9 protein-coding genes are annotated in these 13,265 nt (G+C 60.2%); 3 read left to right on the top strand and 6 right to left on the bottom strand.

Annotation, left to right across the window (positions count from 1 at the left end):
- Positions 1–196: 196 nt before the first annotated feature.
- The 3 genes from betA to betI all read right to left on the bottom strand — a co-directional run bounded on the left by betA (position 197) and on the right by betI (position 4,226).
- A complete protein-coding gene (gene betA, locus AC07N8_RS21755; protein WP_483843168.1) occupies positions 197–1,900 on the bottom strand; it encodes a choline dehydrogenase in 1,704 nt (567 codons plus the stop codon).
- A gap of 152 nt (positions 1,901–2,052) precedes the next feature.
- The gene (gene betB, locus AC07N8_RS21750; protein WP_493145804.1) at positions 2,053–3,525 is read right to left on the bottom strand and encodes a betaine-aldehyde dehydrogenase; all 1,473 of its coding nucleotides are present in this window, start codon (positions 3,523–3,525) and stop codon (positions 2,053–2,055) included.
- 107 nt (positions 3,526–3,632) lie between these two features.
- The gene (gene betI / locus AC07N8_RS21745; RefSeq protein WP_483843166.1) at positions 3,633–4,226 is read right to left on the bottom strand and encodes a transcriptional regulator BetI; all 594 of its coding nucleotides are present in this window, start codon (positions 4,224–4,226) and stop codon (positions 3,633–3,635) included.
- 380 nt (positions 4,227–4,606) lie between these two features.
- Here betI and AC07N8_RS21740 point away from each other — a divergent pair, with 380 nt between their 5' ends.
- Positions 4,607–6,556, top strand: coding sequence for a BCCT family transporter (locus tag AC07N8_RS21740; protein ID WP_483843183.1), 1,950 nt, complete (start codon positions 4,607–4,609; stop codon positions 6,554–6,556).
- A 199-nt stretch (positions 6,557–6,755) separates the two neighbouring features.
- On the opposite strand, the gene choV is transcribed toward AC07N8_RS21740, so the two are convergent.
- The 3 genes from choV to AC07N8_RS21725 form a co-directional block, all read right to left on the bottom strand.
- Positions 6,756–7,934: a choline ABC transporter ATP-binding protein gene (gene choV, locus AC07N8_RS21735; RefSeq protein WP_027926638.1), complete on the bottom strand. Its 1,179-nt coding sequence runs from the start codon at positions 7,932–7,934 to the stop codon at positions 6,756–6,758.
- Positions 7,931–8,776, bottom strand: coding sequence for a choline ABC transporter permease subunit (choW, locus tag AC07N8_RS21730; protein ID WP_027926639.1), 846 nt, complete (start codon positions 8,774–8,776; stop codon positions 7,931–7,933). The genes choV and choW overlap by 4 nt, the downstream gene beginning before the upstream one ends.
- Before the next feature lie 66 nt (positions 8,777–8,842).
- Positions 8,843–9,790 (bottom strand): choline ABC transporter substrate-binding protein, encoded by a 948-nt coding sequence (locus tag AC07N8_RS21725; protein ID WP_123434660.1) that lies wholly within the window; start codon positions 9,788–9,790, stop codon positions 8,843–8,845.
- 435 nt (positions 9,791–10,225) lie between these two features.
- On the opposite strand from AC07N8_RS21725, the gene AC07N8_RS21720 reads away from it, so the two are divergent.
- Positions 10,226–11,602 (top strand): L-serine ammonia-lyase, encoded by a 1,377-nt coding sequence (locus AC07N8_RS21720; RefSeq protein WP_483843165.1) that lies wholly within the window; start codon positions 10,226–10,228, stop codon positions 11,600–11,602.
- A 524-nt stretch (positions 11,603–12,126) separates the two neighbouring features.
- Positions 12,127–13,230 (top strand): choline metabolism transcriptional regulator GbdR, encoded by a 1,104-nt coding sequence (gbdR, locus tag AC07N8_RS21715; protein ID WP_027926642.1) that lies wholly within the window; start codon positions 12,127–12,129, stop codon positions 13,228–13,230.
- Positions 13,231–13,265 lie beyond the last annotated feature (35 nt).

Genomic DNA, 13,265 nt, shown 5'->3' with positions numbered 1-13,265 from the left:
GCGTGGCGCTAGATTAGGCCTGCGCGGGGGGTAGGATCAAGCTTGGATCGGTGTAGGAAAAGGAATGCCGAGAGTTGTGTGGTGTTTTGTAGGGCCCCTTCGCGAGCAGGCTCGCTCCCACATTGGATCTGTGTCGTTCACAAATCTAATGTGGGAGCGAGCCTGCTCGCGAAGGCGGCGCCTCGGTGTAACGGTCTTACTGAGCAGTAGCGCTCACATCCCGCAACGGCTTGCCTTTCACCGGAGCATCACCGGCTACGAAGTAAGCGGCCTTGCTGCGCGGCAGCGGCTGGCGGCCACGGATCTTGTCGGCGATTTTCTCGGCGATCATGATTGTTGGCGCGTTCAGGTTGCCAGTGGTGATGATCGGCATGATCGAGGCATCGACCACGCGCAGCCCTTGCATGCCGTGCACACGGCCTTCGCCATCAACCACGGCCATTTCGTCGGTGCCCATCTTGCACGAGCAGGACGGGTGGAACGCGGTTTCGGCGTGTTCGCGGATGAACTTGTCGAGCTGCTCATCGGTTTGCACGTCGATGCCCGGGCTGATTTCACGGCCACGGAAAGCGTCCAGCGCTGGCTGTTGCATGATTTCACGGGTCAGGCGGATGCCGTCGCGGAATTCCTGCCAGTCCTGCTCGGTGGCCATGTAGTTGAAGAGGATGCTCGGGTATTCGCGCGGGTCTTTCGACTTCGCTTGAATACGGCCACGGCTTGGCGAACGCATGGAACCCATGTGCGCCTGGAATCCGTGCTCTTTCACACCGTTGCTGCCGTTGTAGTTAATCGCGACCGGCAGGAAGTGGTACTGGATGTTCGGCCAATCGAATTCCGGACGAGTACGGATGAAACCGCCGGCTTCGAACTGGTTGCTGGCGCCGATGCCGGTGCCGTTGAACAGCCATTCGGCACCGATGGCCGGCTGGTTGTACCAGAGCAGCGATGGGTACAGCGAAACCGGTTGGGTGCAGGCGTATTGCAGGTACAGCTCAAGGTGATCCTGCAGGTTTTCGCCGACGCCTGGCAGGTCATGGACCACTGGGATGTCGAGCTTGTTCAGCAGTTCGGCCGGGCCGACACCGGAGCGTTGCAGGATCTGCGGCGACGCGATGGCGCCGGAGCACAGCAGCACTTCTTTGCGGGCGCGGGCTTCAACGCGCTCTTCAGCGGCACCGATCAGGTAACGCACGCCGACCGCACGCTTGCCTTCGAACAGGATCTTGTCGGTCAGGGCGTGGGTGACGATGGTCAGGGTCGAACGCTTCTTGGCGACGTCCAGGTAACCGCGAGCGGTGCTGGCGCGACGGCCGTTCGGCGTCACGGTACGGTCCATTGGGCCGAAGCCTTCTTGCTGGTAACCGTTGAGGTCTTCGGTGCGCGGGTAACCGGCTTGCACGCCGGCTTCAACCATGGCGTGGAACAGCGGGTTGTTGCCGGCTTTCGGCGTGGTCACGCTGACCGGACCTTCGCCGCCGTGGTAATCGTTCGGGCCGATGTCGCGGGTTTCGGCTTTGCGGAAATACGGCAGGCAGTTCAGGTAATCCCAGTCTTCCAGACCTGGCAACTTGGCCCAGTTGTCGTAGTCCATCGCGTTGCCGCGGATGTAGCACATGCCGTTGATCAGCGAGGAACCACCGAGGCCCTTGCCGCGACCGCATTCCATCCGGCGACCGTCCATGTGTGGCTCTGGATCGGTTTCGTACGCCCAATTGTAGCGACGGCCTTGCAGCGGGAACGCGAGGGCGGCCGGCATTTGCGTGCGGAAGTCGAAACGGTAGTCCGGGCCGCCGGCTTCGAGCAGCAGGACGGTGACGCCTTCGTCTTCAGTCAGACGGGTCGCCAGGGTGTTACCGGCCGAGCCGGCACCGATGATGATGTAATCGAATTCTTGGGACATTGAATGCACCCTCTTTGAAGTTGGTCAGGTCAGGCCATGGCGAGTGCTGCGCACTCGATTCGCGAGCAGGCTCGCTCCCACAAGGACAGCGCATGACCTGTGGGAGCGAGCCTGCTCGCGAAGACGGCCTCGCAGGCGAAGCAGATTCCGCCTTAGAACACCGAGGCGTAATCGCCCAGTTCGACCTGTACCGATTTGATGCGTGTGAAGTTGTTCAGCGAGCTGATGCCGTTCTCACGGCCCACACCCGACTGCTTGTAACCGCCGACCGGCATCTTCGCGTCGGACTCGCCCCAGGCGTTGATCCAGCAGATACCGGCTTCCAGTTGATGAATCACGCGGTGAGCGCGGTTCAGGTCCTTGGTGACAACCCCAGCGGCCAGGCCGAAGTCGGTGTCGTTGGCACGACGGATCACTTCTTCTTCGGTTTCGTAGGTCAGGATGCTCATCACCGGGCCGAAGATTTCTTCGCGCACGATGGTCATCTCGTCGGTGCAGTCGGTGAACACGGTCGGAGCGACGAATGCGCCTTTGGCGAATTCGCCGTCGGTCAGACGACCGCCGCCGCACAGCACGCGAGCGCCTTCTTCCTTACCTTTGGCGATGTAGCCCAGCACGCTTTCCATGTGGGCGAAGCTGACCAGAGGACCGAAGTTGGTGTTCTCGTCTTCCGGGTTGCCGACGCGGATGCGTGCAACGCGTTCAACGATCTTGGCTTCGAACGCAGCCTTCAGGTGGCTAGGTACGAACACGCGAGTGCCGTTGGTGCAGACCTGACCGGAGCTGTAGAAGTTGGCCATCATCGCGGTGTCGGCGGCGCGATCGAGGTCGGCGTCGTCGAAAATGATCAGCGGGGATTTGCCGCCCAGTTCCATGGTCACGTCTTTCAGCGACGAGGCAGAAGCGCTGGCCATGACCTTCTTGCCGGTGTCGGTGCCGCCGGTGAAGGAGATTTTTTCGATACGTGGGTGTTCGGTCAACCAGGTGCCGACTTCACGGCCGCTGCCGGTCAGTACGTTGAACACGCCAGCTGGCAAGCCTGCTTCGGTGTAGATCTCGGCCAGTTTCAGGGTCGTCAGGGAAGTGACTTCGCTAGGCTTGAAGATCATCGCGTTACCGGCCGCCAGGGCTGGTGCGGATTTCCACAGGGCGATCTGGATCGGGTAGTTCCACGCGCCGATACCGGCAACGACGCCCAGCGGCTCGCGACGGGTGTAGACGAACGAGGTGGTGCGCAGCGGAATCTGCTCGCCTTCGATAGCCGGGACCAGACCTGCGTAGTACTCCAGCACGTCAGCGCCGGTGACGATGTCGACGTATTTGGTTTCGGAGAACGATTTGCCGGTGTCCAGGGTTTCCAGGGCGGCCAGTTCATCGTTGCGCTCGCGCAGGATGTCGACGGCGCGACGCAGGATGCGCGAACGCTCCATGGCGGTCATCGCGGCCCAGATTTTCTGGCCCTTTTCGGCGCTGACGACAGCGCGTTCAACGTCTTCCTTTGTCGCGCGTTGTACTTTTGCGAGGACTTCACCGTTAGCCGGGTTGATGGCTTCGAAAGTGGCGTCGCTGCTGGCGTCACTGTAGCCGCCATCGATGTAGAGTTTTTGCAGTTCGAAACGGGCCATAAAGTCCTCGCAAGTGCATAAGTGGTTGGCGTTGACCACTGGGCGTGCCGTGTTGCGCTGGCACGCTGGTCAGTGGCGGTTCGGGGGTTGAGCGTTTTGTGTGTGCTCTAACTCACCCGCTTGGCCAGTTGGAAATCCATGTATTCGTAAGCGATCCGGTGCGCCTGCTCGGTGTCGAAAGCATCTCCCGACAGCGCGCCGCGCAACCACAAACCGTCAATCAACGCTGCCAGGCCACGGGCTGCACTGCGCGCATCATCGAGCGGCAATACGCGGCGGAACTGGCAGCACAGGTTGGAATACAGACGGTGATCGTTGATCCGCTGCAACCTGTGCAAAGACGGGTGGTGCATGCTGGTGGCCCAGAAGGCCAGCCAGGTTTTCATTGCCGGGCCATTGACCTGGCTGGCGTCGAAGTTGCCTTCGATGATCACCTGCAGATGCGCCCGCGGGCTCTCATCTGTCAGCGCCTGACGGCGTGCGGTGACGTTCTCGCTGAGGACACTCATCAGGTACTGCGCCGTGGCAGCGATCAGGCCGTTCTTGTCCTGAAAGTAATGACTGATGATGCCATTCGAGACGCCGGCCAAACGGGCGATCAGCGCAATGCTGGCGTCCCCCATGCCGACCTGATCGACGGCCAGCAATGTGGCTTCGATCAATTGCTGGCGGCGGATGGGTTGCATACCGACCTTGGGCATCTTGCACATCTCCTTAGGCCTTCCGGTGGACGTCAAACGGCTACCGGATTGAGGGCCAGTCTATTTTGTTTTGATTGAACGTTCAATCAACAAAGAATAAGATCTGCGACAAATCGTCGCTGCCTACAGGTTTTTCCTACGCGCAGTGGCGTAAAAAACGACTTCCGAAAATGCTCGAAACCTACGCGCACTGGCGCTTCCGGGGTTTCGGGCATTTTTCGGGGTGTCTTTATATCACCCGCCGGTCGGCTGCCAACTAACCGATTGGTCGGGTAGCGCGTTGCCTTGTGTTCTTCTCTCGCACTGCCTGGAGCATCTGTGCCATGAGTTCTGCCTCTCTTATAAAGACCCCACCCGATAAGGTGACGGTCAACGGTTGGGTGTTCTACACCTCTACCGCGCTGATCCTGTTGTTGACCGCCATTCTGATCATCGCCCCGCAAGAGGCCGGCAGATTGCTCGGTATTGCCCAGGCCTGGTTGTCCCGCAGCTTCGGCTGGTACTACATGGTGGTGATCGCCGCTTACCTGGTGTTCGTGGTCGGCCTGGCGTTTTCGTCTTACGGCAAGCTCAAGCTGGGCAGCAAGGACGACACTCCGGACTTCAGCTACGGCGCCTGGGCGGGGATGTTGTTCTCGTCGGGTATCGGCATTTCGCTGCTGTACTTCGGTGCTTCCGAGCCGCTGGACCACTACTTCAACCCGCCGGAGGGCGTGGCCGCGAGCAACATGGCCGCTCGTCAGGCCGTTCAGCTGACGTTCCTGCACTGGGGCCTGCATGGCTGGGCGATCTACGCATTGGTCGGTCTGGCCGTGGCGTACTTTGCCTACCGCCACAACCAGCCGCTGGCGTTGCGTTCGGCGTTGTATCCGCTGGTGGGCGAGCGTTGGGTCAAAGGCGCGGCCGGTCATGCGGTGGACGGCTTTGGCATGTTCGTGACCCTGCTGGGTCTGGTGACGAACCTGGGGATTGGTTCGTTGCAGGTGTCGTCCGGGTTGGAAAACCTGTTCGGCATGGAACACAGCAACACCAACCTGCTGATCGTGATCATCGTGATGAGCACCGTGGCGACCATCGCCGCCGTGTCCGGTGTGGAAAACGGTATCCGCCGTCTGTCCAACCTGAACATCGTGCTGTTCAGCGGCCTGCTGATTTTCGTCCTGCTGTTCGGCCCGACATTGCACCTGCTCAACGGCTTCGTGCAGAACGTCGGTGACTACCTGAACGGCGTGGTGCTGAAGACCTTCGATCTCTACGTGTACGAAGGCGACAGTGAGAAGTCCGACCGCTGGTTGGGCCTGTGGACCCTGTTCTACTGGGCCTGGTGGATTTCCTGGGCGCCATTCGTGGGCATGTTCATCGCGCGTATTTCCCGTGGTCGCACCGTGCGTGAACTGGTGGCCGGCGTGCTGCTGATTCCGCTGGGCTTTACTCTGGCGTGGCTGTCGATCTTCGGTAACTCGGCCCTGGACCTGGTGATGAACCATGGGGCGGTGGAGCTCGGGAAGACGGCGCTCGAACAGCCGTCCATGGCGATCTACCAGTTGCTTGAGCATTACCCGGCGTCGAAGGTTGTGATCGGCGTGTCGATCTTTGTCGGTTTCGTGCTGTTCCTGACCCCGGCAGATTCCGGCGCGGTGATGATGGCCAACCTTTCGTGCAAGGGCGGCAATGTCGACGAAGATGCGCCGCACTGGCTGCGGATTTTCTGGTCGGCGGTGATCACCCTGGTAACCATCGGCCTGCTGTTCGCCGGTAACTTCGAAGCCATGCAAACCATGGTGGTGCTGGCTGGTCTGCCGTTCTCGGTGGTGCTGGTGTTCTTCATGTTCGGCTTGCACAAGGCCATGCGCCAGGACGTGCAGATCGAACAGGAGCAAGCGGAGCTGGCTGCGCGCGGTCGCCGTGGTTTCAGCGAGCGTTTGACTCAGCTGGACCTGCAACCGAACCAGTCGATTGTCCAGCGTTTCATGGACAAGCAAGTCAGCCCGGCGCTGGAAGATGCGGCGGTGCAATTGCGTGGTCAGGGTCTGGATGTGCAGACGTTGCTGGGCAAGTCGAAACGCTGCATGGGCGTGCGGATCGAGATGGAAGAGGGCAACCCTTTTGTCTACGAAGTGAGCCTGGACGGCTATCTGGCGGCGGCGAGTGATGCGGCTTCGGCTGAAAGTGCTGATGAACCGCGCGCACGCTACTACCGCGCCGAGGTGTACCTGCACAACGGCAGCCAGGATTACGACTTGATGGGCTTCACCCAGGATCAGATCACCCGTGACGTGCTCGATCAGTTTGAAAGCCATCGGCAACTCCTTGGCCGTGTCTATAGCTAAACCTTGATAGGACGCGGTGTTTCGGTCTGAAGCACCGCGTTATCTTCTTCGCGAGCAGGCTCGCTCCCACATTGGAATGCATACCCCTGTGGGAGCGAGCCTGCTCGCGAAGGGGTCATCAGCTTCAAAACTGCTTTACCCGATGTCCCGATAAACAAAAACGCCGCGATCCTCTCGCGGCGTTTTTGTGTCTGCTGCCTTACCCCAGATTCTTGCCGAGCAGCGCGTGGTACAGCTCGCTGTCCCCGAGAATCCCGACCACCTTGTTGTTGTCGTGCAGCACCAGTTTGTTGCCGGTCTGATAGCGAATCTGCAGCGCATCGCGCATGCCGATGTTCGAGTCCACCAGCGTCGGCCGACGCCCCAGACCTTCCACCGCTTGCCCTGGAATCCAGTTCTGCAGGTCCAGGCTCGCGCCGTTCTGGCGTGCGCCCTTGATGGTGTTGCCTTCCGCCAGGTCCAGCCACGAATCGCCGCCCGGATCGAGGCACACCGAACCGTTGATGCGCTTGCAGTTGTCCAGCGTGCGCATCAGGCTGCGGCCGCACAACACGTTCAGCGGGTTAGTGTGCGCGACGAAGGTCCGCACGTAGTCGTCCGCCGGGTTCAGAACGATCTCTTCCGGCTTGCTGTACTGAATGATCCGGCCGTCTTTCATGATTGCGATACGGCTGCCGAGCTTCAGGGCTTCATCGAGGTCGTGACTCACAAACACGATGGTCTTGCTCAGCTTGCGTTGCAGTTCCAGCAGTTCGTCTTGCAGGCCCTGGCGGATCAGCGGGTCGAGTGCCGAGAACGGTTCGTCCATCAGCAGAATGTCGGCGTCCATCGCCAGTGCGCGGGCCAGGCCCACACGTTGCTGCATACCGCCGGAGAGCTCGTTGGGTTTCTTGTTGCGCCATTGGGTCAGGCCCACCAGCTCCAGCTTGTCATCCACCAGTGTGCGGCGTTCTTTCTCGGGGCGACCCTGCATTTCGAGGCCGAAACTGATGTTCTCGCGCACCGTCAACCAAGGCATCAGGGCGAACTTCTGGAACACCATCGCAATGCGCTTGGTGCGCATCATTTTCAGTTCTGCCGGGGTGCAGGAGGCGATGTCGATCTGCTTGCCTTCGTGCTCGACGAACAGCTTGCCGCGGCTGACGGTGTTGAGGCCGTTGATGCAACGCAGCAGGCTGGACTTGCCGGAGCCGGACAGGCCCATCAGTACGCAGATTTCACCTTTTTCGACGTCCAGGCTGGCCTTTTCCACACCAACGATCTGCCCGGTCTTTTTCAGGATCTCGTTACGGGTCATGCCTTGATCCAGCAGCTTGAGTGCCTCGCGTGGATCTTTGGAGAAGATTACGTCGACGTTATCGAAGCGAATAATGCTCATGCGTCACCCCCTACTTTGGCGTCGGGTTGTTTGCAGATACGGTCGAGCATGATCGCCAGCAATACGATCGCCAGGCCTGCTTCGAAGCCCAGGGCGATATCAGCAGTGTTCAGTGCGTTGACCACGGGTTTGCCCAGGCCGTCGGCGCCTACCAGTGCCGCGATCACCACCATCGACAGCGACAGCATGATGCACTGGGTAATGCCGGCCGCGATGCTTGGCATGGCGTGGGGCAATTCAATCCGTGAGAGCAGTTGACGTCGCGAGCAGCCAAAGGCCTTGCCAGCGTCCATCAATTCTTCCGGAACATCGCGAATGCCCAGGTAAGTCAGGCGGATAGGCGCGGCAATCGCGAACACTACCGTCGAGATCAAGCCCGGGACCACACCCAGACCGAAGAGGGTCAGGGTAGGAATGAGGTACACGAACGTCGGTACGGTCTGCATCAGATCGAGCACCGGACGCATCAGTGTGTAGAACATCGGTTTGTGCGCGGCGACGATGCCCAACGGCACGCCGATGACCACGCAGACCAGGGTGGCGAACAGCACCTGGGCGAGGGTTTCCATGGTTTCCTGCCAGTACCCCAGGTTGAGGATCAGCAGGAAGGAGGCGATGACGAAGACCGTCAGTCCCCACTTGCGTTGAATGAAGTGTGCCAGTAGCGCGATGAGGCCGATCAATGCCAGCGGGTTGAACCAGGTCAGCGCAAAAGTCACGCCGTGGATCATCGTTTCCAGTGTCACGGCGATTGCGTCGAAAGTGTTGGCGCCGTGTTGCGTCAACCATTCAACGAAGCCCGCGATGTACTGGCCTAAAGGGATTTTCTGATCAATCAGCATGGTAGTGAACGTCCGCATGCAAGGAAATAAACAGCCCGGACGGCCTAAGCCGTCCGGCGTAAGCGATTACTGCGCGAGCTTGGCTTTCACGGCCTCCAGGCCTGGTTTACCGTCAATGGTGGTCACGCCAGCGAGCCAGGTATCGAGGACCTGTGGATTCTTTTTGAGCCAGGCCTTGGCGGCCGCGTCAGGCTTCATCTTGTCGTCCAGGATGTTGCCCATCAGAGAGCTTTCCATGTCGACGTTGAATTCCAGGTTCTTCAGCAGTTGGCCGACGTTGCTGCATTCCTGGGTGTAACCCTTGCGGGTGTTGGTTGCCACGGTGGCGGCGCCGAAGTCGGGGCCGAAGAAGTCGTCACCACCGGTGAGGTACTGGATCTTGAAGCGCTTGTTCATCGGGTGCGGCGCCCAGCCGAGGAAGACCACGGCGGTGTCGCGCTTCTGCGCGCGATCGACCTGCGACAACATGCCGGCTTCGCTGGACTCGACCACTTTGAAACCAGCGTCTTTAAGGCCGAAGGCGTTCTTGTCGATCATACTCTGGATCAGACGGTTACCGTCGTTACCAGGTTCGATGCCGTAGATCTTGCCGTCGAGCTCTTTCTTGAATTTGGCGATGTCGGCGAAGTCATGCAGCCCTTTGTCGTACAGCGCTTGTGGCACGGCGAGGGTGTATTTGGCGCCGGTCAGGTTGGTGCGCACCACGTCGACGGTACCGGCATCGCGGTAGGCCTTGATGTCGTTTTCCATGGTCGGCATCCAGTTACCCAGGAAGACGTCCATGTTCTTGCCGTCGGCCAGGGACTTGTAGGTCACCGGCACGGAAATCATCGTGGTTTTGGTCTTGTAGCCGAGGGCGTCGAGCACGACGCTGGTGGTAGCGGTTGTCGCGGTAATGTCGGTCCAGCCGACATCGGAGAAGTTTACGGTACTGCACTGAGCGGGTTCTGCAGCTTGAGCCAGTAACGGCAGACTCAGCATGGCGGCCAACAACAACGACGGGGAACCTTTCATGGATGGACTCCTTGGTGTTTTTTTTGGCAGTGTTCCGACTGGACCACCGCACTTATAGGTTGCGGTTGGATGGCGTTTTGGAGACAGCTCTACCACGGCGCCTTGCAATCGAGTCGATACGATCATGTACCAGTGAAAATCTGACGCCTACAGGGGGCGTCGTATCCAGTACAGGGATGGTCGCATCCAGTGTCGGTGACGTCGTTTACAGCTTTTTTCAGCCCTCTTTCCCCCTCTGATCCGCTAAAAAACGGCGAAAACATTGCGTCACCGCCCTGCGGCGTTGGTGGGCATGAGTGCGTCGGTGTGAGACGTCGAACGACATGACAAAAGCCTGATGATGCGGCCATCTCGGCGGATTGCAGCTTGAGCGTAGCAGCTCCGCCACTGGGCGCCTTTGCGTCTGGAGTCGGCACATCCAGGAGTTCGGCAGTAATGGCTATCAGCGTTTTCGACCTGTTCAAAATCGGCATCGGCCCTTCCAGTTCGCACACCGTGGGGCCTATGCGGGCCGCTGCGCTGTTTGTCGAGTCGCTACGGGACAAGCATCTACTGGAGCAGGTGCGACGGGTCGAAGTTCAACTTTATGGTTCGCTGTCGGCCACCGGCATCGGTCACGGCAGCGACAATGCGGTGATCATGGGCCTGATGGGCGAGTGGCCGGATGCGATCGATCCGTCGCAAATCGGCATCCGCATCGAAACCCTGCGCGAAACCCATACGTTGCTGCTCGACGGTCGCTTGTCGGTGCCGTTCATTTGGGCGCGGGACATGCGCCTGATCGACGAGAACCTGCCGTTCCACCCCAATGCCATGACCCTGATCGTCGAAGGCGATCACGGTGAGCTGCATCGCGACACCTACTATTCCGTCGGCGGTGGTTTTGTCGTGGATGAGGCGCAGGCGTCCAGCGGCGTGGTCGATCTGGACCGCACCGTGTTGCCTTACGATTTCTCCAGTGCCGTCGAACTGTTGAGCCTGTGCCAGACGCACAACCTGCGCGTGGCTGAATTGATGATGGCCAACGAGAAGGTCTGGCGCAGCGAAGAGGAGATCCGCGCCGGCCTGATGAAGTTGTGGCGCGCCATGCAGGATTGCGTCGACCAAGGCCTCAAGCACGAAGGCATCCTGCCCGGCGGCCTGAATGTGCGCCGTCGCGCGGCGAAGTTGCACCGCAGCCTGCAGGAGCTGGGCAAGCCCAATGTGATCGGCTCGACCTTGAGCGCCATGGAGTGGGTCAACCTGTTTGCGCTGGCGGTCAACGAAGAGAACGCCGCGGGTGGGCGCATGGTCACGGCGCCGACCAACGGCGCGGCGGGAATCATTCCAGCGGTGTTGCACTACTTTATGAAGTTCAGCGAGGTGGTGACGGAGGCCAACGTGGTCGACTATTTTCTCAGCGCTGCGGCGGTGGGGATTCTGTGCAAGAAGAACGCCTCGATCTCCGGCGCCGAAGTCGGTTGCCAGGGCGAAGTGGGTTCGGCCTGCGCAATGGCGGCAGCGGGGCTGGCGGAGATTCTCGGTGCTACGCCGGAGCAGCTGTGCAACGCTGCCGAGATTGGCCTGGAACACAACCTTGGCTTGACGTGCGACCCGGTGGGCGGACTGGTTCAAGTGCCGTGCATCGAGCGCAATGCGATTGCCGCGGTGAAAGCGATCAACGCGGCGCAGATGGCGCTGCGTGGGGATGGTCAGCACTTTATCTCGCTGGACCGGGTGATCCGCACCATGCGCGATACCGGCGCCGATATGCATGACAAATATAAAGAGACATCGCGGGGTGGGTTGGCGGTTAGTGCGGTGGAGTGCTGAGTCAGTAATATCGAGTCGCCTTCTTCGCGAGCAGGCTCGCTCTCACATTGGAATGCATGCCTTCACTGTGGGAGCGAGCCTGCTCGCGAAGGGGCCAGACCAGTCAAAACTGCGCGCTAAATGAACACTCGATCCCAAACACGCCACGTTTTGGCGCGTCGCTTACAGATAAGCGCCGTTCTCAAACACAGGGATCCAAACCGGCCCTGACCACTCGTCACCCGTGCTTGCGGTGACACTCTGTCCCGGCACCTCGCAGCCCTGTTCCCACAAGTGCTACCGATTTGCTCACGCCCAACGGGGCAGGGCGTCTATCGCCGATAATGGCACTTATATCCCCCCTTCTCCGCGCGGCTTATATAGACATGTCGCGACGTCGTTTTCAGGAGTTATTGAACGCGCATTCAATTTTAGGCATGGCAATTGCTCTGTCATTACAAAGCCCGTCTCCCACGCGAGAACGATGGCAATAACAAGAGCCTCCGCCTGAGGCCATCACCCGCTTTGTGTGAGGAGATACCGCGATGACGACGTCCAACTCCGGGGCCCAACCCCAGAACCGTGCGCCTCAATCCATCGGCTTTCTGCTGTTGGACAATTTCACGCTTATTTCTCTGGCCTCCGCAGTTGAACCCCTGCGCATGGCCAACCAATTGTCCGGCCGCGAGCTGTATCGCTGGTCCACTCTCACCGTCGATGGCGGCCAGGTCTGGGCCAGCGATGGTCTGCAGATCACCCCCGACTGCTCCATGCACAAAGCCCCGCCACTGGACACCATCATCGTCTGCGGCGGTATCGGCATCCAGCGCACCGTTACCCGTGAACACGTGTCATGGCTGCAAAGCCAGGCGCGTCAATCCCGTCGCCTCGGCGCGGTCTGCACCGGCAGCTGGGCCCTGGCCTGCGCCGGCCTGCTGGACGGTTTCGATTGCAGCGTGCACTGGGAATGCCTGGCCTCGATGCAGGAAGCTTTCCCGCGTGTGGCCATGAGCACCCGCTTGTTCACCCTGGACCGTAACCGGTTCACCAGCTCCGGCGGCACTGCGCCACTGGACATGATGCTGCACCTGATCAGCCGCGATCACGGCCGTGAACTGTCCGCCGCGATCTCGGAAATGTTTGTCTACGAACGCATCCGCAACGAGCAGGATCACCAGCGCGTGCCGCTCAAGCACATGCTCGGGACCAACCAGCCGAAGTTGCAGGAAATCGTTGCGCTGATGGAAGCCAACCTGGAAGAGCCGATCGACCTCGACGAACTGGCGGTGTACGTCGCCGTTTCGCGTCGACAGCTTGAGCGCCTGTTCCAGAAATACCTGCACTGTTCGCCATCGCGCTACTACCTGAAGCTGCGCCTGATCCGCGCCCGGCAGTTGCTCAAGCAAACGCCGATGTCGATCATCGAAGTGGCGTCGGTGTGCGGTTTCGTGTCCACGCCGCACTTCTCCAAGTGCTACCGCGAATACTTCGGCATTCCGCCGCGTGACGAACGCGTAGGTTCCAACACCACGCAACAAGTGGCGATGATGCCGCTGCCGCAAGCGCTGGTGCTGTCGCCGTTGTCCGGGCCGTTGTCGGCGCTGAGTCAGGCGCGGAACGAGTCGACATTCGCTAGCGTACGGCTCTAGACCGAGTCGCTTCATTCGCGAGCAGGCTCGCTCCC

The organism is Pseudomonas sp. GW821-FHT10C09 (assembly GCF_059415465.1).
The sequence above is the reverse complement of the archived record's forward strand: the minus strand, read 5'-3'. Positions and strand labels throughout refer to the sequence as shown.

Coding starts and splice junctions, on each gene's coding strand:
- choW (WP_027926639.1), bottom strand. CDS start 8,776: ATGCTGATTGATCAGAAAATCCCTTTAGGCCAGTACATCGCGGGCTTC.
- AC07N8_RS21725 (WP_123434660.1), bottom strand. CDS start 9,790: ATGAAAGGTTCCCCGTCGTTGTTGTTGGCCGCCATGCTGAGTCTGCCG.
- betB (WP_493145804.1), bottom strand. CDS start 3,525: ATGGCCCGTTTCGAACTGCAAAAACTCTACATCGATGGCGGCTACAGT.
- betA (WP_483843168.1), bottom strand. CDS start 1,900: ATGTCCCAAGAATTCGATTACATCATCATCGGTGCCGGCTCGGCCGGT.
- gbdR (WP_027926642.1), top strand. CDS start 12,127: ATGACGACGTCCAACTCCGGGGCCCAACCCCAGAACCGTGCGCCTCAA.
- AC07N8_RS21720 (WP_483843165.1), top strand. CDS start 10,226: ATGGCTATCAGCGTTTTCGACCTGTTCAAAATCGGCATCGGCCCTTCC.
- betI (WP_483843166.1), bottom strand. CDS start 4,226: ATGCCCAAGGTCGGTATGCAACCCATCCGCCGCCAGCAATTGATCGAA.
- choV (WP_027926638.1), bottom strand. CDS start 7,934: ATGAGCATTATTCGCTTCGATAACGTCGACGTAATCTTCTCCAAAGAT.